Origin of the sequence: Streptomyces sp. NPDC090077, assembly GCF_044747545.1 — a bacterium.
In the GTDB taxonomy this organism is placed as follows: Bacteria; Actinomycetota; Actinomycetes; order Streptomycetales; family Streptomycetaceae; genus Streptomyces.
Window position 1 is genome coordinate 95442 of the sequence record NZ_JBIVEG010000011.1, and the last position, 18461, is coordinate 113902.

General features: G+C 72.3%; 23 protein-coding genes. 1 reads left to right on the forward strand and 22 read right to left on the reverse strand.

The window, feature by feature from the left end; genetic code table 11:
* Nucleotides 1–22: 22 nt before the first annotated feature.
* From ACIPW5_RS19910 to rpsB, 5 genes are all read right to left on the reverse strand, one after another.
* The gene (locus ACIPW5_RS19910; protein WP_401246417.1) at nucleotides 23–1099 is read right to left on the reverse strand and encodes a phosphatidate cytidylyltransferase; all 1077 of its coding nucleotides are present in this window, start codon (nucleotides 1097–1099) and stop codon (nucleotides 23–25) included.
* Complete coding sequence (gene frr / locus ACIPW5_RS19915; protein WP_401246419.1) at nucleotides 1099–1656, reverse strand: ribosome recycling factor; 558 nt, start codon at nucleotides 1654–1656, stop codon at nucleotides 1099–1101. Before frr ends, ACIPW5_RS19910 begins: the two co-directional genes overlap by 1 nt.
* Nucleotides 1657–1750: 94 nt before the next feature.
* Nucleotides 1751–2530, reverse strand: a complete 780-nt coding sequence (gene pyrH, locus ACIPW5_RS19920) for a UMP kinase (RefSeq protein WP_249768016.1) — start codon at nucleotides 2528–2530, stop codon at nucleotides 1751–1753.
* A gap of 163 nt (nucleotides 2531–2693) precedes the next feature.
* On the reverse strand, nucleotides 2694–3530 hold the full coding sequence (tsf, locus tag ACIPW5_RS19925) for a translation elongation factor Ts (RefSeq protein ID WP_401246423.1): 837 nt from the start codon (nucleotides 3528–3530) through the stop codon (nucleotides 2694–2696).
* Nucleotides 3531–3664: 134 nt separating this feature from the next.
* The gene (gene rpsB / locus ACIPW5_RS19930) at nucleotides 3665–4531 is read right to left on the reverse strand and encodes a 30S ribosomal protein S2 (protein WP_401246426.1); all 867 of its coding nucleotides are present in this window, start codon (nucleotides 4529–4531) and stop codon (nucleotides 3665–3667) included.
* 251 nt (nucleotides 4532–4782) lie between these two features.
* On the opposite strand from rpsB, the gene ACIPW5_RS19935 reads away from it, so the two are divergent.
* Entirely contained in the window at nucleotides 4783–5376 is a 594-nt protein-coding gene (locus tag ACIPW5_RS19935; RefSeq protein ID WP_401246429.1) for a M23 family metallopeptidase, read from the forward strand.
* On the opposite strand, the gene ACIPW5_RS19940 is transcribed toward ACIPW5_RS19935, so the two are convergent.
* From ACIPW5_RS19940 to ACIPW5_RS20020, 17 genes are all read right to left on the reverse strand, one after another.
* Nucleotides 5366–5923, reverse strand: a complete 558-nt coding sequence (locus tag ACIPW5_RS19940) for a TetR/AcrR family transcriptional regulator (protein ID WP_401246715.1) — start codon at nucleotides 5921–5923, stop codon at nucleotides 5366–5368. The two genes, ACIPW5_RS19935 and ACIPW5_RS19940, sit on opposite strands and share 11 nt — an antisense overlap.
* A gap of 94 nt (nucleotides 5924–6017) precedes the next feature.
* On the reverse strand, nucleotides 6018–6854 hold the full coding sequence (whiG, locus tag ACIPW5_RS19945) for an RNA polymerase sigma factor WhiG (protein WP_401246432.1): 837 nt from the start codon (nucleotides 6852–6854) through the stop codon (nucleotides 6018–6020).
* A 209-nt stretch (nucleotides 6855–7063) separates the two neighbouring features.
* Nucleotides 7064–8245, reverse strand: coding sequence for a DNA-processing protein DprA (dprA, locus tag ACIPW5_RS19950; RefSeq protein WP_401246435.1), 1182 nt, complete (start codon nucleotides 8243–8245; stop codon nucleotides 7064–7066).
* Nucleotides 8242–9864 (reverse strand): YifB family Mg chelatase-like AAA ATPase, encoded by a 1623-nt coding sequence (locus tag ACIPW5_RS19955; protein ID WP_401246438.1) that lies wholly within the window; start codon nucleotides 9862–9864, stop codon nucleotides 8242–8244. Before ACIPW5_RS19955 ends, dprA begins: the two co-directional genes overlap by 4 nt.
* Complete coding sequence (locus tag ACIPW5_RS19960) at nucleotides 9864–10235, reverse strand: YraN family protein (protein ID WP_401246440.1); 372 nt, start codon at nucleotides 10233–10235, stop codon at nucleotides 9864–9866. Before ACIPW5_RS19960 ends, ACIPW5_RS19955 begins: the two co-directional genes overlap by 1 nt.
* Nucleotides 10236–10386: 151 nt before the next feature.
* Entirely contained in the window at nucleotides 10387–10707 is a 321-nt protein-coding gene (locus tag ACIPW5_RS19965; protein WP_007266836.1) for a DUF2469 domain-containing protein, read from the reverse strand.
* Nucleotides 10708–10762: 55 nt separating this feature from the next.
* On the reverse strand, nucleotides 10763–11263 hold the full coding sequence (locus tag ACIPW5_RS19970) for an NUDIX hydrolase (protein ID WP_401246443.1): 501 nt from the start codon (nucleotides 11261–11263) through the stop codon (nucleotides 10763–10765).
* On the reverse strand, nucleotides 11253–12014 hold the full coding sequence (lepB, locus tag ACIPW5_RS19975; RefSeq protein ID WP_401246446.1) for a signal peptidase I: 762 nt from the start codon (nucleotides 12012–12014) through the stop codon (nucleotides 11253–11255). Before lepB (ACIPW5_RS19975) ends, ACIPW5_RS19970 begins: the two co-directional genes overlap by 11 nt.
* A 44-nt stretch (nucleotides 12015–12058) precedes the next feature.
* Nucleotides 12059–12955: a signal peptidase I gene (gene lepB / locus ACIPW5_RS19980; protein ID WP_401246449.1), complete on the reverse strand. Its 897-nt coding sequence runs from the start codon at nucleotides 12953–12955 to the stop codon at nucleotides 12059–12061.
* 114 nt (nucleotides 12956–13069) lie between these two features.
* Complete coding sequence (gene lepB, locus ACIPW5_RS19985; RefSeq protein ID WP_401246452.1) at nucleotides 13070–13864, reverse strand: signal peptidase I; 795 nt, start codon at nucleotides 13862–13864, stop codon at nucleotides 13070–13072.
* Nucleotides 13865–14003: 139 nt separating this feature from the next.
* Complete coding sequence (lepB, locus tag ACIPW5_RS19990) at nucleotides 14004–14789, reverse strand: signal peptidase I (RefSeq protein WP_401246455.1); 786 nt, start codon at nucleotides 14787–14789, stop codon at nucleotides 14004–14006.
* A gap of 44 nt (nucleotides 14790–14833) precedes the next feature.
* Nucleotides 14834–15184 (reverse strand): 50S ribosomal protein L19, encoded by a 351-nt coding sequence (rplS, locus tag ACIPW5_RS19995; RefSeq protein WP_030227407.1) that lies wholly within the window; start codon nucleotides 15182–15184, stop codon nucleotides 14834–14836.
* A gap of 132 nt (nucleotides 15185–15316) precedes the next feature.
* Nucleotides 15317–16138, reverse strand: coding sequence for a tRNA (guanosine(37)-N1)-methyltransferase TrmD (gene trmD, locus ACIPW5_RS20000; protein ID WP_401246457.1), 822 nt, complete (start codon nucleotides 16136–16138; stop codon nucleotides 15317–15319).
* Nucleotides 16138–16743 carry a ribosome maturation factor RimM gene (gene rimM, locus ACIPW5_RS20005; protein ID WP_401246459.1) on the reverse strand — a complete coding sequence of 202 codons (606 nt, stop codon included), beginning with the start codon at nucleotides 16741–16743 and terminating at the stop codon, nucleotides 16138–16140. The genes trmD and rimM overlap by 1 nt, the downstream gene beginning before the upstream one ends.
* A gap of 80 nt (nucleotides 16744–16823) precedes the next feature.
* Nucleotides 16824–17063: an RNA-binding protein gene (locus ACIPW5_RS20010; protein ID WP_007266827.1), complete on the reverse strand. Its 240-nt coding sequence runs from the start codon at nucleotides 17061–17063 to the stop codon at nucleotides 16824–16826.
* 2 nt (nucleotides 17064–17065) lie between these two features.
* The gene (gene rpsP / locus ACIPW5_RS20015) at nucleotides 17066–17503 is read right to left on the reverse strand and encodes a 30S ribosomal protein S16 (RefSeq protein ID WP_125817063.1); all 438 of its coding nucleotides are present in this window, start codon (nucleotides 17501–17503) and stop codon (nucleotides 17066–17068) included.
* 299 nt (nucleotides 17504–17802) lie between these two features.
* On the reverse strand, nucleotides 17803–18399 hold the full coding sequence (locus ACIPW5_RS20020; protein ID WP_401246462.1) for a hypothetical protein: 597 nt from the start codon (nucleotides 18397–18399) through the stop codon (nucleotides 17803–17805).
* Nucleotides 18400–18461 lie beyond the last annotated feature (62 nt).

Genomic DNA, 18461 nt, shown 5'->3' on the forward strand with positions numbered 1-18461 from the left:
AGGATAACCCGGCCCCGGCCCGTCAGCCGGTGCCGACGAACGCCGCCAGCAGCAGCCAGACCACCGGAGCGGTCGGCAGCAGCGAGTCCAGCCGGTCCATGATGCCGCCGTGGCCCGGGAGCAGCGTGCCCATGTCCTTGATGCCCAGGTCACGCTTGATCATCGACTCGCCGAGGTCGCCGAGGGTGGCGCTGACGGCCACCGCGAGGCCCAGCAGCAGGCCCTGCCACCAGGCACCGCCGTCGATCAGGAACTCCATGCACAGGGCGCCGGCCACCATCGCGAAGGCCACCGCCCCGAAGAGCCCCTCGCGGGTCTTGCCGGGGCTGATGCGCGGGGCGAGCTTGGTCTTGCCGAAGCGCCAGCCCACGGCGTAGGCCCCGGTGTCGCTGACCACCGTCAGGAGCAGGAAGGTCATCACCCGCTGCGGACCGTCGTCGGGGGTCAGCAGCATCGCGACGAACGTGGCCAGGAAGGGCACGTAGAACGCCGCGAAGACGCCGGCCGTGACGTCCTTGAGGTAGTCCTCGGGGGGCTCCGTCATCCGCCACACGAGGACGGCCAGGGCGGTGAGCGCCATGGCCACCCAGGCGCCCTCGGCCCCGCGGACGTACCCGGCGATGATCATCGCCGCGCCGCCGACCGCGAGCGGGACCAGCGGGGCCTTGATGCCCTTCTTCTCCTGGAGCCGGGAGGTGAGCTCCCACAGGCCGACCACGACCGCGACGACGATGACGCCGACGAAGACGGCCTTGACGATGAGCAGCGAGGCGAAGATCACCGCGCCGAGGCCGACGCCGACCCCTATGGCGGCACGCAGATCCCGCCCCGCGCGCTTCTTCTGCGGCGGGGGCGAGGCGTCCTGCGGGGCCTGCGGAGGCGGAGGCGGGGGGCTGGGCATGGGCTCCTGCAACGGCGTCTCGGCGCGGAACGGGGGGCCGCCGGCGAAGGCGGCCCCCCGATCGCGTACTTCCCGGTCGTCGAAGGCACGGCCGGCGGCATCGGGCACGATGGGCATGGGCGCAGTCTGCGGGCCCACCCGCGCATCGTATGCGGGACCCGCCGGAACCGGCTCAGCGGCCCAGGGAGAGTCGTTCATCAGACCTCGAGGAGCTCGGATTCCTTGTGCTTGAGCAGCTCGTCCACCTGCGCGACGTACTTCGCGGTGGTGTCGTCGAGCTCCTTCTCGGCGCGGCGCACCTCGTCCTCGCCGGCCTCCTTGTCCTTGACCAGCTTGTCGAGGGCGTCCTTGGCCTTGCGGCGCACGGAGCGGATGGAGACCTTGGAGTCCTCGGCCTTGGTCTTGGCGACCTTGATGAACTCCTTGCGGCGGTCCTGCGTCAGCTCCGGGAAGGTCACCCGGATGATGCGGCCGTCGTTGCTCGGGTTGACACCGAGGTCCGAGTCGCGGATCGCCTGCTCGATGTTGCGCAGCGCGGAGGCGTCGAACGGCGTCACGATCGCCATGCGCGGCTCGGGCACGGCGAAGGAGGCGAGCTGGTTGATGGGCGTGATGGCACCGTAGTAGTCCGCCACGATCTTGTTGAACATCGCCGGGTGCGCACGACCGGTGCGGATCGCGGCGAAGTCTTCCTTGGCGACGACGACGGCCTTCTCCATCTTCTCCTCGGCCTCGAGGAGGATTTCTTCGATCACCACGTGCTCCTGCATGTCAGATATGGATGGTTCAGGCGGGCGCGGGCGGTCCGGGCCGCCCGGACCGGGCCCCGGGGGGCCCGGCTCGGTGGGCTCAGGCCCGGGTGCCCTGGTCGCTCACGAGCGTGCCGATCTTCTCACCCTTGACGGCGCGGGCGATATTGCCTTCGGCGAGCAGCTCGAACACCAGGATCGGCAGCTGGTTGTCGCGGCACAGCGTGATGGCCGTGGCGTCGGCGACCTTGAGGTCCCGGGACAGCACCTCGCTGTACTCCAGCGCGTCGAACTTCACCGCGTCCGGGTTGGTCTTCGGGTCGGAGTCGTAGACCCCGTCGACACCGTTCTTGCCCATGAGCAGGGCTTCGGCGTCGATCTCCAGGGCACGCTGGGCGGCCGTGGTGTCGGTGGAGAAGTAGGGCATGCCCATGCCGGCGCCGAAGATGACGACGCGGCCCTTCTCCAGGTGGCGCACGGCGCGGAGCGGGATGTACGGCTCCGCGACCTGCCCCATGGTGATGGCGGTCTGCACCCGGCTGTCGATGCCCTCCTTCTCCAGGAAGTCCTGGAGGGCGAGGCAGTTCATGACGGTGCCGAGCATGCCCATGTAGTCGGACCGTGCCCGGTCCATGCCGCGCTGCTGAAGCTCCGCGCCGCGGAAGAAGTTGCCGCCGCCGATGACGATCGCGATCTCGGCGCCGTCGCGGACCACGGCCGCGATCTCGCGGGCGATGGCGTGCACGACGTCGGGGTCGACACCCAGTCCGCCGCCGCCGGAGAAGGCTTCGCCGGAGAGCTTCAGCATGAAGCGGCGACCCTTCTTCTCGTGGTCGCTCTTGTCGTCGGATGCGGTGTGGGGGTCCACGCCCTGATTCATGGAGATCTCCTCGTGCACATACGAAGAAGGCCATTGCCGGTGGGTCCTCGCGGTTCCCTCTGCGGCAATGGCCTCCTCGTCAGATCTGCGGTCGTCCTGCGCAAGCGCGGACGACTGCTTCAGACCCTATACGGGGTCCGGCGTCCGTCGCGTACGGACGGACTCAGATGCCGACCTTGATGCGGGTGAAGCGCTTCAGGGTGACACCGGCCTCGTCCAGAACCTTCTGGACGGACTTCTTGTTGTCCAGCGCGTAGGGCTGGCCGAGCAGCGTGGCGTCCTTGAAGAAGCCGTTGACGCGACCCTCGACGATCTTGGCGATCGCGGCCTCGGGCTTGCCCTCGGCGCGGGTGGTCTCCTCGGCGACGCGGCGCTCGGACTCGACGATCTCGGCCGGGACGTCCTCGGCGGTGAGGTACTTCGGCGCGAAGGCGGCGATGTGCTGGGCGATGCCCTTGGCCAGGTCGGCGTCGGCCTTGTCCAGCTCGACCAGGACACCGATCTGCGGGGGCAGGTCGGGCATGGTGCGGTGCATGTAGGAGGCCACGAAGGCACCCTCGTACGCCGCGAAGCGGTCCAGGACGATCTTCTCGCCGAGGTTGGCGTTGGCCTCGTCCACGAACGCCTGGACGGTCTTGCCGGCCTCGATCTCGGACGCCAGCAGCGCCTCGATGTCGGCGGGCTTGGTGGCGGCCACGTGGGCGGCGAGCTGGTCGGCGACGGCCAGGAACTTCGGGCTCTTGGCCACGAAGTCCGTCTCGCACTTGAGCTCGACGAGCACGCCGGAGGCGGCGTCCTCGGAGATCAGGGAGGTGACGGCACCGTTCTCGGCGGAACGGCCCTCGCGCTTGGCGACGCCCTTCAGGCCCTTGACGCGCAGGATCTCGTTGGCCTTGGTGACGTCACCGTCGGCCTCGACGAGCGCGTTCTTGCAGTCCAGCATGCCGGCGCCGGTGAGCTCGCGGAGCTTCTTGACGTCAGCGGCGGTGTAGTTCGCCATGAGTCTGTGATTCTCTCTCGAAGTCGTAGATCTACGGGTGAACGGCGGAGGAGCGCGCTCGTGGCGCGGCTCCCCCGCCGTCATCGTCCGTGCTGCGAGTGCCCGGCGGATGAACGCCGGGCGCTCTCAGTGGGTCAGGCCTGCTCGGCGTCGGCGGCCGGGGCCTCGACGACAGCCTCGGCGGCCGGGGCCTCGGCCGCGGGGGCCTCGGCGTCGGCCTTCTTCTCGCCCTCGAGCAGGTCGCGCTCCCACTCGGCGAGCGGCTCGGCGGCGGCCTTCTCGCCCGGCTTCGAGTCGCCGGTCGCAGCGCCGGAGCGGGCGATGAGGCCCTCGGCGACGGCGTCGGCGATCACGCGGGTGAGCAGGGTGACGGAGCGGATCGCGTCGTCGTTGCCCGGGATCTTGTAGTCGACCTCGTCGGGGTCGCAGTTGGTGTCGAGGATCGCGACGACCGGGATGTGCAGCTTGCGCGCCTCACCGACGGCGATGTGCTCCTTCTTGGTGTCGACGATCCAGACGGCGCTGGGAACCTTCGACATCTCGCGGATACCACCGAGGGTCTTCTCCAGCTTGGCCTTCTCGCGGGAGAGGACCAGGAGCTCCTTCTTGGTGAGACCCGAGGCGGCGACGTCCTCGAAGTCGATCGCCTCAAGCTCCTTCAGACGCTGCAGGCGCTTGTAGACGGTGGAGAAGTTGGTGAGCATGCCACCCAGCCAGCGCTGGTTGACGTACGGCATGCCGACGCGGGTCGCCTGCTCGGCGATGGCCTCCTGCGCCTGCTTCTTCGTACCGACGAACATGATGGAGCCACCGTGCGCGACGGTCTCCTTCACGAACTCGTAGGCGCGGTCGATGTACGACAGCGACTGGAGCAGGTCGATGATGTAGATGCCGTTGCGCTCGGTGAAGATGAAGCGCTTCATCTTCGGGTTCCAGCGACGGGTCTGGTGACCGAAGTGGACGCCGCTCTCCAGCAGCTCCCGCATCGTTACGACGGCCATGGCCATCTCCTTGGTTTCTCGGTTTTGGTTCCTGACGCCCCGCCGCGCCCTGCCCCTGTGAGGGACCGAGAGACGCTTTCACCTGACCGGAACCGGTCGGCGCTGGGGCGTGCGAAGTCGACCCGGTGACCCGGATCGCCACAAGAAGTGTACGGGACCCGGCGGTATGCCGGGTGACGCCGTTGTCCACACCCTTTCGGCCGTCCACAGGCGCGGGCCGCTCGGGCCGGGCCCGCGGGATCCTGCCGGGCATGACGAAACTGCTGCTCATCCTGCTGCTGGCGCTGCCCCTGCCGCTTCCCGCCCCACCGCCCCCGGCCGGGCCGGAGGCCGCGGACCGCGCCTCCCCGGCGGTTGTCGCACCGGTGCACGGCGGGGGCGCGGCGGGCGGGGTGCGGGGCGCGCGCCCCCTGCCCGCGCCGTTGTCCGTGGCGCGTTGGTGGGACCCGCCGCCGACCCCGTACGCGGCCGGCCACCGCGGGGTGGACCTGTCGGCGCCGGCCGGGGCCGAGGTCCGGGCCGTGGGGCCCGGACGGGTGCACTTCGCGGGGCGGGTGGCGGGGCGCGGGGTGCTCTCGCTCACCCTCCCCGGCGGCCTGCGCACGACGTACGAGCCGGTGCGGCCGCTGGTGGCGCAAGGGGAGGCTGTCGCGGCGGGGCAGGTGGTGGCGGTGCTCACGGAGGGCTCCCACTGCCCCGGCCCCTGCCTGCACTGGGGCCTGCTGGCGGGCGAGGACGCCTACCTGAACCCGCTGGCGCTGCTCCCCGCCCCCACGCCCCGGCTGCTGCCGGGCGCTTCCCGGGCCGGGGCACCGGGCCCGGGGGCGGCGGCCCTCAGGTGGTGACGCCCCGCAGGGCCATGGAGACGGCGGTCTCGGTGATCACGGCCGGGTCCTCGGCGGCGCCGAGCTCGATCCGGCGGGCCGCGGCGTCCACGACGCCCTGGAGCAGCATCGCGGACAGCCGGGGCTCCGGCAGCCCGAGGGCGCCCAGGGCCTCGACGATCATCGCGACGAGGCCGCCGTGCGCGGCGCGGATCTTCTCCCGCGCGCCCGCGTCCAGCTCGCCGGCGGAGATCGCCACCACCGCGCGGTGGCGCCGGTCCCCGATCAGCCCCAGCTGGGTGCGCACGTAGGCCTCGATCTTCGCCTCCGGCGTGGGCGCCCCTTCCATCGCCGCCTCGATCTCGGCGGCCCAGACGGGGAAGTCCACCGCGCACAGCTCTTCGACGACGGCCGCGCGGGACCGGAAGTACTCGTACACGGACGACCGGGCGAGCCCGGTCCGCTCCGCGAGGGCGGGGAAGGTCAGGGCTTCCGTCCCGCCTTCGGACAACAGGGAACGTGCGGCGTCCAACAGGGCGCCGCGCTGCATCGACCGGTGCTCGGCCACGGAGGCCGCTCGAATCCTGGGCACGTCTCCACTGTACGGAGGTCCCGCAAGGGGTGTCGGCCCCACCGGCGGGGCGACCGCCGGCCGGCCGGCCTCAGCGGCCGACGTCAGCGAGTTTGGCGCGCAGCTGGAGCACGGATTTGGTGTGGATCTGGCTGACCCGGCTCTCGGTGACACCCAGCACGTTGCCGATCTCGGCGAGGGTCAGGCCCTCGTAGTAGTAGAGCGTGACCACGGTCTTCTCCCGCTCCGGGAGGGTGTTGATGGCCCGCGCGAGCAGCCGGCGCAGCTCCCGGTCCTCGGCGACCTCGACCGGGTTGTCGGCGGCGGTGTCCTCCAGGGTGTCCATCAGGGAGAGGCGGTCCCCGCCCTCCCCGCCCACGTGCAGCAGCTCTTCGAGGGCGACCACGTTGGCCAGGGACAACTGGCTGAAGACCGTGTGGAGTTCCTCCACAGCGATGCCCATCTCCCCCGCGACCTCACCCTCGGTGGGGGTGCGCCGCAGCTGGGCCTCCAGGGTCGCGTAGGCGCGCTCGACGGCCCGCGCCTTCTGCCGCACCGAGCGCGGGATCCAGTCCAGCGCGCGCAGCTCGTCGATCATCGCGCCGCGGATCCTGGTGATGGCGTACGTCTCGAACTTGATGGAGCGTTCGATGTCGAACTTCTCGATCGCGTCGATCAGTCCGAAGACCCCGGAGGAGACGAAGTCGGCCTGCTCCACGTTGGGCGGCAGGCCCACGCTGACCCGGCCCGCCACGTATTTCACCAGGGGCGAGTAGTGCAGGATCAGCTGCTCCCGCAGCCGCTCGTCGCCCGAGTCCTTGTATGAGCGCCAGAGCACCTCCAGGGACGAGGGCGCGGTGGACCGCACGCTGCCACGGGCAGCGGGGGGCACCGCAGCGCGGTCGGACCCTGAGGTGTGCTGGGGCATGCTTCGCCTTTGCCGGAGCGGGATTCCTTGGGAGCGTAGCGTGACGGAAGTGTCGCGGTGCGCGAAGAGTACGGGATGCCGCGGAGGCCCAGGGGCGTCCGCCCTCGCGCGGGCGGCCCGGGACCGGCGCCTCGCGCACGGTCCCGGCGACTGCCACCGGGAGGACCGCGTCTGTCATCGCCGTCACTCTTTCACCGGAACGCCCCAGGTCAACGACCGCCTCGCCGGTCGGCCTCGGATTGCACCCCCTCTCGCGACGTCCGCGGGGTCAACCGCCAGCCGTCGCCCTGCCGTTCGACGAACCCCAGAGAGTGAAGTTCGTACAGTCTGCCGATGACTTCATCGGTGCCGGCAGCCGCGGCGAGGGCGATCTCGGCGAGGCCCGCCGGGCGGCCCGCGGGGAGCGCTTCCAGGACCCGCGCGGCGCCGGGGGCCAGCAGGTCCCGGGCGTGCACCGGGCCGCGCCGGGCGGGGGCCAGTTCGCCCATGTCGCCGACGAGTTCGACGATCTCGTCGGCGTCGGTGACGAGCACCGCCTCGCCGCGCAGCAGCTCGTGCACCCCGGCCGAGAGCCCGCTGGTGGCCGGGCCGGGTACGCCCATGGTGAGGCGGCCCAGCTGCTGGGCGCGGCGGGCGGTGACGAGGGAGCCGCTGCGGTGGGCGGCCTCCACGACCACCGTGCCCCGGGTGAGGGCGGCGATGACCCGGTTGCGCAGCACGAACCGGCTCGGGGTGGGGTGGCTGCCGGGCGGCAGTTCGCCGAGGACCAGCCCCTGGCGGGTGATCCCGCCCAGGAGTCCGGCGTGGCCGCGCGGGTAGGCGGTGTCCACCCCGCAGGCCAGGACCGCCGCGGTGGCTCCGCCCGAGGCGAGGGCCCCGCGGTGGGCGGCGCCGTCGATCCCGTACGCCGCCCCCGAGACCACCACCCAGCCGCGCTCGGCGAGCCCGGCGGCCAGGGTCTGTGCCATGTGGGCCCCGTACGGGGTGCACGCCCGGGCCCCGACCACGGCGACCGAGCGCAGGGCCCAGGTCCGCAGGTGCGGGCGGCCGCGCAGCCAGAGCCCGACGGGCCGGGCGTCGCCGAGGTCGTCCAGCTGGGTCGGCCACTCCGCCGAGCCGGGGCACACGAAGCGGATGCCCTGGCGGGCGGCGTCCTCCAGGTCCCGCAGGGGGTCCGCGGCGGCGGCCCGCCCCCGGTACCCGGCGAGCCGCTCGGGCCCCACCCCGGTCAGCGGGCCGGGCTCCGGGCCGGGGCCGGTCAGGAGCTCCAGCACGGCGGCGGCCCCGAGCTCCCGGATCCAACGCCCGCCGTGCTGGTCGCCCGGCTCCAGCACCCGGGTCAACGCGGCCCGGGCCAGGGCCTCGGGGCCGGGCGGCTCCGGCGCGCTCACGGCCCCGCCCCCACGGCCCGTACGGATCCCCGGGCGATCCCGGTGCGCAGCTCCAGCGCGACGGCCGCGTCCAGCGCGTCGGGGCGGTCGCGGCCCCGCAGGTCGGCGACGGTCCAGGCGACCCGCAGCACCCGGTCGAGCCCCCGGGCGGTGAGCAGCCCGCGCTCCATGTCCCGCTCGGCCAGGGCCAGGGCACCGGGTCCGGCGGGCCAGCGGGTGCGCAGCTCGTGCCCGGGCACCTCGGAGTTGAGCCGCCAGGGGGTGTCGGCGAGCCGGGCGGCGGCCCGGTCGCGGGCCTCGCGGACCCGGTCGGCGACGGCGGCGGTGGCCTCCCCGCGGCCGCCCCGGCCGAGCAGGTCGGAGCGGGTGACCGGCTCCACCTCGACCCGCAGGTCGACCCGGTCGAGCAACGGCCCGGACAGCCTGGCCTGGTAACGCCGGATCACCGAGGCGGGGCATTCGCAGCCGGGCCCGGTCAGGCTGTGGCGGCCGCAGGGACAGGGGTTGGCCGCGAGGACCATCAGGAAGCGGGCGGGCAGCCGTACCACCCCGGCGGCCCTGGCGATGACCACGTGCCCGGCTTCGAGGGGCTGCCGCAGGGCGTCCAGCACCTTGCCGCTGAACTCCGCGGCCTCGTCCAGGAAGAGCACGCCCTTGTGGGCCAGGGAGACCGCTCCGGGCCTGGGGATCCCGGCCCCGCCGCCGACCAGCGACTGCATGGTCGCGGAGTGGTGCGGGGCGCAGTACGGGGCCCGGGCGACCAGCGGTTCGCCGGGCGGCAGGATTCCCGCGACCGAGTGGACGGCCGTCACCTCCAGGGAGTCCTGTCGGGTGAGCGGCGGCAGCAGCCAGGGCAGCCGCTCGGCGAGCATCGTCTTGCCCGCGCCCGGGGGCCCGCTGAGGAAGAGGTGGTGGCCCCCCGAGGCCGCCACCTCCAGGGCCCGGCGGGCGCCGTGCTGCCCCGCGACGTCGGCGAGGTCGGGGAAGTCGGCGGCGTCGCCGCGGCCCGAGAGGCCCGTGCCGAGCCCGGCACCGGGCAGGACCAGCCCGGCGAGCATCGGATCGGGGCGCCCGTCCTGCGCCGGGGGGTCCTCCTCGGGTACCTCCCCGCCGGTCAGCACCGCGATCAGCTGCCGCAGGCTGCGGACGCCCAGCACCGAGACGTCCGGGACCAGGGTCGCCTCGGCGGCGCACTGCTGCGGCACCACCACCTGCCGGTACCCGGCGTCCGCGGCGGCGAGCACGGCGGGCAGGATGCCCCGCACCGGGCGCACCCGGCCGTCGAGGCCCAGCTCCCCGATGAGCACGAGGTCGGCGATCCGCCGGGGGTCGACGACCTCGGCGGCGCCCAGCACGGCCGCGGCGACGGCCAGGTCGAAATGGGCGCCGGACTTCGGCACGGACGCCGGACTGAGTCCGACGGTGAGCTTCTTCTGCGGCCAGGGGGCGCCCGAGTTCGCCACCGCGGCCCGTACCCGGTCGCGGCTCTCGACCAGGGTCTTGTCCGGCAGCCCCACCAGGGTGAAGGCCGCCACCCCCGGCTCAAGGTCGGCCTGCACCTCCACCAGTACGCCCTCGACGCCCACCAGGGCCACCGAGCAGGCCCGCGCGAACCCCATCAGGCCACCCCCCTGACGTGCTCCACCACGGGCGCTCCGCGCCGGGGCAGCAGGACTCCGACGAGGTCGATCCGCACGCCGCCCGGCGGCGGTCCCCCGTGGTCGGCGAGCCACCGCCCGGCGAGCCGGCGCAGCCGCTCGGCCTTGCCGGCCCGGAGGGCGGCCATGGGGTGTTCGAAGTCGCCCTCGCGGCGCGTCTTGACCTCGCACACGACGAGGGCGTCCCCGTCGCGGGCGACGATGTCGATCTCCCCCGTGCGGCACCGCCAGTTCCTGGCGATCACCGCCATCCCCGACTCGGTCAGCCTCCGCGCGGCGAGCTCCTCGCCGTACCGGCCCAATGCCTGTCGTGCCACGCCCTTCGCGTCCATCCGGCACCACCTCCGACACCGACGGTCCCGCGTCGCGGCGCCACGAGTGGATCTTGGTGGACAACCGGGGCGTTGTGGACAACCGGCTCACCCCTGCGGGTGAACCGGTCCGGTGAGCGGCGGGTGGCGGGCCCGTGGAGCGGGGTGCCGGTCAGCCCGGGAGGTCGGCGCCGGGCAGTTCGAGGTCGCTCTTGTTGAGCTCCTCGATGTTCACGTCCTTGAAGGTCAGCACGCGGACCTGCTTGACGAAGCGGGCCGGCCGGTACATGTCCCAGACCCACGCGTCGGCCATGGAGACCTCGAAGAAGACCTCTCCCTGGACCGAGTGCACCTGCATCTCGTAGTCGTTGGTGAGGTAGAAACGTCGTTCGGTCTCGATCACGTACTTGAACAGCCCGACGACGTCGCGGTACTCCCGATAGAGCTTCAGCTCCATCTCGGTCTCGTACTTCTCGAGGTCCTCGGCGCTCATGGCATGTTCCCCTTCAGCCGTGCGTCCCCCTATTGTGCGCCAGGGCCGTACGCCCCTAAACGATTTCCGGGGCGAGGACCACCGGAGCGTCCGGAGGACCGTCGTCGAGCAGCGTCCGGAGCAGCTCGGCCAGTCTGGTCGGGTACACCGTCTCACGGGCCGCGAGCAGTTCCTCGGAGGTCCACCACCTGGCCCCCGTGACGCTGCGCCGCTCCAGCTCGGTGAGGCCGCCCATCTCGGTGTCGGTCTGGGCGGTTCGGGCCAGGAAGTACCACTCGTCCTGCTCCCAGCGCCTGCCGGCGAAGGGAAAGGCGCAGTACCGGTGCCACAGGACCGGCCCCAGCTCCACCTCTGTGATCCCGGTCTCCTCGGCGAGTTCCCGCAGCGCGGCCTGCTCCCGGCTCTCGTCGCCCTCCAGGCCCCCGCCGGGCGTGAACCACCAGTCGTCGTCGGGGTCGTCCGGTTCGAAGCCGTGCAGCAGCAGGATCCGGTCGTCGGGGTCGAGCAGGATCACCCGCGAGACCCGGCGCGGGGCCCGCGGCGGTTCAGCGGCCACCGGTGCCCGCCCTCCCGCGCCCGCGCCCCAGGAGCCGCGCGACCGGCCCGTAGGCACCGCCCAGCACCACCAGGGCCGCGCCGGCCACGATCGCCGTCACCTGGAGCCGCAGCGGCCCGGGAGCGGAGATCCCGCCGGGCAGGGCGGCGAAGACCTGCGGCCGGTCCAGCATCTTCACGGACGGCCACGCGAGGGCGTCGACCCGGGCCGAGACCGCCGAGCGGGGCACCGTCCCCTGGCCGGCGTCCTCCAGGTGCGACCGGGAGTCCAGCGAGGCGCCGCGCCGGTCGCCCATCAGGAAGAGGTTGCCCTCGGGGACCTTCACCTCGAACTGCTTCGTGCCCGCGGCCGCCGCCGCACTGTCGCCCTCCCGGTCCAGGTACGGCTCGTCCAGCGGCTCGCCGTTGACGGTCAGCCGGCCGCCCTGACCGCAGCAGGACACGGTGTCCCCGCCGACCGCCACGACCCGCTTGACCATGGGCGCGTTGCTCCACACGGTGTCGGTGAAGACGACCACGTCACCGCGCCGCACCTCACCGCCGTCGATCCGCTGCGCCAGCACCCGGTCACCCGGCTGCACCGTCGGCACCATCGAGTCCGTCGGCACCGTGTACGGCTGGTAGACCACGGCACCCCAGACGAAGCCGCCCAGGAAGAGCACGAAGCCGACGGCCACGGCGATCCCCGACAACGTGGTGCCGAGGCCGCCGCGGCCGTCCTTGCGCGTGCGTATTGTCTGCGTTCCGCCCATTGCAGCGCCCCCATGCCTCGGAGATCGTCGACCTGGGCGGCACCCTACCGGGCGGTACGCCCCTTGGTCAGCCTCCGCCTGCGCCACATGACCAGGGGAACGGCCCCGACGAGGCCCAGCGCGGCCGGGGTGACGCCCGCCGTGCCCGCGCCGCTCGCCTGCGGCGAGTGCAGCGGCGCCGGCGGCTGCTTGCCGATGCCCGGCTGGTCGAAGGTGTCCGGGACGGGGAGCGTGGACCAGCGGGTGATCGGCCACGCCACCACCACGGCCCGCCCGACGACGTCCTTGACCGGGACGAAGCCCTGGGTGGAGTCCTGCTGGTGGTAGCGGGAGTCCTGGGAGTTCTGCCGGTGGTCGCCCATCACCCAGATCTTGCCCTTGGGCACGGTGATCGGGCCGAAGGGGAAGTCGTCGCACGCGCTGTTGCCGGGGAAGATGTACGGCTCGTCCAGCGCCTTGCCGTTGACGACGACCGGGCCGCCCTTCTTGCACTCCACGGTGTCCCCGCCGATGGCGATGGTCCGCTTGATCAGGTCCTTCTCGTCGGCCGACGGCATCAGGCCGATCTTGCTCAGGATCGTCTGCGCGATGTTGGGCTCCGGGGTGGGCTCCCCCGCCAGCCAGTTCGCCGGGTCGTGGAAGACCACGACCTCGCCGCGCTCGGGCTCCGATCCGAACCACGGGGTCAGCTTGTCCACCAGCACCCGGTCACCGCGCTGCAGGGTGTTCTGCATCGAGTCGGACGGGATCGAGAACGCCTGAACCAGGAAGGTCTTGATCAGCAGGGCCAGCAGCAGGGCGATACCGATCAGGAGCGGGAGCTCCTTCCAGAAGGAACGCGGCTTCTCGGCCTCGGCGCCCTCCTCCTCGGTCTCGTGCCCGACGGCGTCGTCCGGCCGCTCCTCGCCCTCATCGCGTCCGGATCGTGCGCCTACCGCCACGTCCCCCACATCCACTCCTCACTCGGAAAACCGCTGCCCGCACCGGATCGGGAACGGGCCCTCCCCTCCCCTAACGAGCGGGAGTTCCCTAAGGCGCGGGAGACCAGGGCCACACTATGCGAACGGCGTGCCAGGACGACGCCGACGGGGCCCGCGCCGCCGACCGCCCCGTACGGGATCCGGAACCGACAGGAAGGTCGCCGGCTGGTCGAGTCCGCGCCAGTGGTCGTACGGCCAGGCGATCACCACAGCCTGCCCGACCACGCCCTTCTCGTCGATGGTGCCCTCGAAGGCCTCGTCGAGGTGGTAACGGGAATCGGCCGAATTGGCGCGGTGGTCGCCCATCACGAAGATCCGTCCGGCCGGTACGCGCACCTCGAACCGGATCTCGGAGGGGGCGTTGCCGGGTGACACGTAAGGCTCATCGAGCGGCGCTCCGTTGACGGTCACCCGCCCCCGGGCGTCACAGCACTTCACCGTGTCCCCGCCGACGCCGATCACGCGCTTGATCAGGTCCTGTTCGTCCGCCGAGGGCAGCAGGCCGATGAAGGTCAGGGCCTGCTTGACCTGCCGCACGCCCGCCGGGTCGGGTTCGGACCGCGCGGCCTCGCCCTTGAGCCAGCCGCCCGGGTCCTTGAACACGACGACCTGGCCCCGCTCGACCTTCGAGCCGAACCACGGGGTCAGCTTGTCGACCAGTACCCGGTCCCCGATCCGGATCGTCTGCTCCATGGACCCGGACGGGATGAAGAAGGCCTGTACCAGGAAGGTCTTGAGCACCAGGGCTATGCACAGCGCGACCGCCACCAGCAGCGGCAGCTCGCCCACCCGGCGGGTGCGCCTGCGCCGGCGGACCTTGCGCGCCAGTCGGCGCCGCTCGGCCCGCCCCCCGGGCTCTACGGGCTCCACCGGCTCCACGGGCTCCGCGCCCCCGGCCCCTCCGGTGTCCCCGGTCGCCGGCTCCGGCGCGGCGGCTGCGGCGGGCTCCCGGGCGGGCGCGGACCCGGGTCCCGGCTCCGGGCGGCCCGCACCCCGCGGGCGCCCTCGGCTACCCATCGGAGCCGTCCCCGGCGCGCGCACCGGACACCGAACCCCAGCGCGACACCGGCCAGCCGATCCAGTCGGCCCGGCCGATCACCTTCTCCACCGGCACCATCCCTCCGCCAGGCTCCCCCAGGTGGTCCCGGGAGTCCCGGGACTGGGAGCGGTGATCGCCCATGACCCACAGGGTCCCCAGCGGGACGACGATCCGGAAGGGCACCTTCGAGGCCGAGTCTCCGGCGTACAGGTAGGGCTCGTCCACCGGGACTCCGTTGACCTGGATCCGGCCGCCCTGGTCGCAGCACACCACGTCGTCCCCGCCGACGCCCACGACCCGCTTCACGAAGTCGGTGTCGGAGGGCTCCGCGAGCCCGAGGGCCGCGAAGGCGCCGTGCACGGCGTCGGCCACGGGGTTGCCGTCCGCGGGCTCGCGCACGAAGGAACCGGCGCCGTCGAAGACCACCACGTCCCCGCGCCGCGGCTCGGCGCCGAAACGGTACGCCAGCTTGTTCACCAGCACCCGGTCCCCCACCTGGAGCGTCGGCTCCATGGACCGGCTGGGGATCTGGAAGGGCTGGACGACGAAATTGGCCAGCATCAGCAGGAAGACGGCGCAGACCGCACCGATCAGCCCGGCCCGCTTCCAGGACCCGGACCGCCACGGGCCGGACAGCCAGGAGCCGGACGGCCGGGAGCCGGACGACGAGGACCCGGAAAAAGCAGAACGCGGCCGCCCCTCCCCCTGCTCGGGGGAGGAGTGGCCGCGCTGTGTGAGCTCTGCTTCGGTGTCCATCGGGTGCGAGCCTATCCGCCCGTCCCCGGAACCCGGAGAGGAGATCAGCGGTCGCGCTTCTCCTTGATCTTCGCGGCCTTGCCGCGGAGCTCACGGAGGAAGTACAGCTTGGCGCGACGCACGTCACCGCGGGTGACGAGCTCGATCTTCTCGAAGATCGGGGAGTGGACCGGGAAGGTGCGCTCCACGCCGACGCTGAAGGAGACCTTGCGAACGGTGAAGGTCTCGGAGACGCCAGAGCCCTGGCGACGGATGACAACGCCCTTGAACTGCTGGATACGGGAGCGGTTGCCCTCGATCACGCGGACGTGCACGTTGATCGTGTCACCCGGGCGGAAGGCCGGGACGTCCGTGCGCAGGGAGGCGGCGTTGACGCCATCGAGCAGGTGAGACATGTTGTTCGTCTGCTTTCTTCGCACGACGCCACAGGTCGCCGGGCGGGTTTCCGTAGAGAATTCGGGAGCCGTGCCACTCCCCGTACGGCGATCCCCCTGTGGCAGGAGCGTACGGAAGCACACAGCAGCCGCCTATTCTTCCACGGCCTCCGGCCTGCGCCAAAATCGGCCGTCCGGGGACGGCTTCCAGCCCAGGATGCTGAGGATCTCGCGGTCCTTCTTGTCGAAGGCGGAGGCCTCGCAGCGCTCGATCAGGTCCGGCCGGTTCTGCGCGGTGCGGCGGAAGGCCTCGTCCCGGCGCCAGCGGGCGATCTTCCCGTGGTGGCCGCTGAGCAGCACCTCGGGGATGCCCCGGCCGCGCCACTGCGGGGGCTTGGTGTAGACGGGGCCTTCGAGCAGGTTGGCCATCTCGCCGGGGGCGAAGGAGTCGTCGCGGTGCGATTCGGCGTTGCCGAGCACTCCGGGCAGCAGCCGGGCCACGGCCTCGGTGACGACCAGCACGGCCGCCTCCCCGCCCGCGAGCACGTAGTCCCCGATGGAGACCTCGTAGACCGGCATCCGCGTCGCGTACTCGTCCATGACGCGGCGGTCGATGCCCTCGTAGCGGGCCGGGGTGAAGATCAGCCAGGGCCGCTCGGAGAGCTCGACGGCCAGTTCCTGGGTGAAGGGCCGGCCGCTGGGCGTGGGCACGACCATGACCGGGCCGTGGGCGCCGGACTCGTAGCCGTCGGCCAGCGCCGAGTCCAGGGCCTCGCCCCAGGGGTCGGTCTTCATGACCATGCCGGGGCCGCCGCCGTACGGGGTGTCGTCGACGGTGTTGTGCCGGTCGTACGTCCACTCCCGCAGGTCGTGCACGTGCACGTCGAGCTGGCCGCGCGCCCGCGCCTTGCCGACGAGGGAGACGTTCAGCGGCTCCAGGTACTCGGGGAAGATCGTGACGACGTCGAGCCGCATCAGGCGTCGTCCCCGGACTTCTCGGCGTCGGCGGCGTCGGCGCCGGCGCCGGCGGCCTCCGCGGCCTCGGCGTCACGCGCGGAGGCGACCTCGGCGCGGTCGTCGATCAGCCCGGGCGGCGGGGTGATGACGCACCGCTGCTCCTCCAGGTCGATCTCGGCGACGATCTCCTCGACGAAGGGGATCATGACCTCGGTGCCGTCCGGGCGCTCGACGATGAAGAGGTCCTGCGAGGGCAGGTGCGAGATCTCGGTGATCCGGCCGATCTCGGTGCCGTCCTCCAGCACCACGTCCAGGTCCATGAGCTGGTGGTCGTAGTACTCGTCCTCCTCCTCGGGCAGCTCCGCCGGATCGACGTCCGCGATCAGGAGGGTGTTGCGCAGCGCCTCGGCGGCGGTGCGGTCCTTGACGCCCTCGAAGCGGAGCAGCAGCCGGCTGCTGTGCACCCGGCCCGTCTCGATGGTCAGCGGACCTGCCGACGCCGGGTCGGTGCGCAGCACGGCGCCGGGCGAGAGCCGCAGCTCCGGCTCGTCGGTCCGCACCTCGACGGTGACCTCACCCTTGATCCCGTGGGCGCGGCCGACCCGCGCGACTACCAGCTCCACCTTGTAAGTCTCCTGTTCAGACGACGACGGGCCGGGGCGGGCACGTATGCCCTCCCCGGCCCGTGCCGGTGTTCAACTGCTCAGCGGACCTGGTCCACGTCGACGAGGTCGACGCGGATCCCCCGGCCGCCGATGGCGCCCACGACGGTACGCAGGGCACGAGCGGTGCGGCCGTTGCGGCCGATCACCTTGCCGAGGTCGTCGGGGTGCACCCGGACCTCCAGCACCTGCCCGCGGCGCAGGTTGCGCGAGGCGACCTGCACGTCGTCGGGGTTGTCCACAATGCCCTTTACGAGGTGCTCAAGAGCCTCCTCGAGCATGCTCAGGCCTCGGTCGACTCGGCGGCGGCCTCGGCCTCGTCCGCCTTCTTGTCGGCCTTCTTCTTCTGCGTGATGGCCTCGCCCTTGCCCTCGCCGATGCCCTCGAGGGCCTTGGCGAACTCGTCGAAGGAGCGACGCTTGTCTTCCTTCGTCGCCGGCTGCAGCAGCGGCGCGGGGGCCGGGAGGCCCTTGTGCGCCTGCCAGTCACCGGTCAGCTTGAGGATGGCGAGAACGGCCTCGGTGGGCTGGGCGCCCACGGACAGCCAGTACTGCGCGCGCTCGGCGTTGACCTCGATGCGCGAGGGGTTGTAGGTCGGCTGGTAGATGCCGATCTCCTCGATCGCGCGACCGTCCCGGCGGGTGCGAGCGTCGGCGACGACGATGCGGTAGTGCGGGGAGCGGATCTTACCGAGGCGCTTGAGCTTGATCTTGACTGCCACTGGAGTGGTGTCTCCTGAACTTGACGTGGTTGGGCACTTGAGATGCCACGTGGGGTTGCGGTACTCGGGTGCCCGATGGACGCGTCAGCCGGAGGAGAGAGGGGTCCTATGCGGCTGTCGAGTACAGCTGCCCATTGTGCCACACGCCTGCGGCGCTTCCGAGCGGGAGGGACCGCCCCCGGCGGCCCGCACCCCGGCTCGCGGCGCGGGCCGCCGCACGGGCGGGACCGGCCACGCCCCGGCGGCCCGCACCGGCCCCGTCGGACCACGCCCGCGCACCGCGCACCGGGCGGTCGCGGTCAGGAGGCGGCCGCGGTGGCGACCTCGGGGATCCGGAAGGGCTTCATGCAGCCGCCGCAGACGATCGGGGCCTGCGCCAGCACGGAGGGGACCACCCGGACGTTGCGCCCGCAGTCGCAGACCGCCTTGACCCGTACACCGCCGCCCGAGGAGCCGTGCCGGGCGGCCGGGCCGCGGAAGCTGCGCTTGGTGTCGGCCGCGGTGGCCGCCGTATGCGCCTTCAGGGCGCGCTGGAGCCGCTCGATGGTCGGCCGGTAGCGCTTCTTGGCCTCGGGATTCAGGGTGACCAGGGAGAACCCGCTGCTGGCGTGCGGTTCCTCGGAGTGATCCAGCCCCAGCTCCTCGGCGATCGCGAGGAATCTGCGGTTGTGGTAGCGGCCGGCGCGCGAGGTGTCACGCACTCCGCGGGCGGCCGCGATGCCGTGGACTGCCTCGTGCAGCAGTCGCTCGAAGGAGAGCTCGGCGCCGCAGGCGGACGAGGACTCTCCGATCAGGGACTCGGGCGCGGCAAGGTCAGGCAGCTCGGGGTGGTACCGCTGAATGTCGGCCCACGCCTGCGCCAGCTCTGCGGCGAGAACAGGTGGTGTCGTGCTCACGTCGTGACAACGAGCCGGGGTGCCCCGGTGTTCCGATTCCGGGCCATTCCAAATTTTTTGCA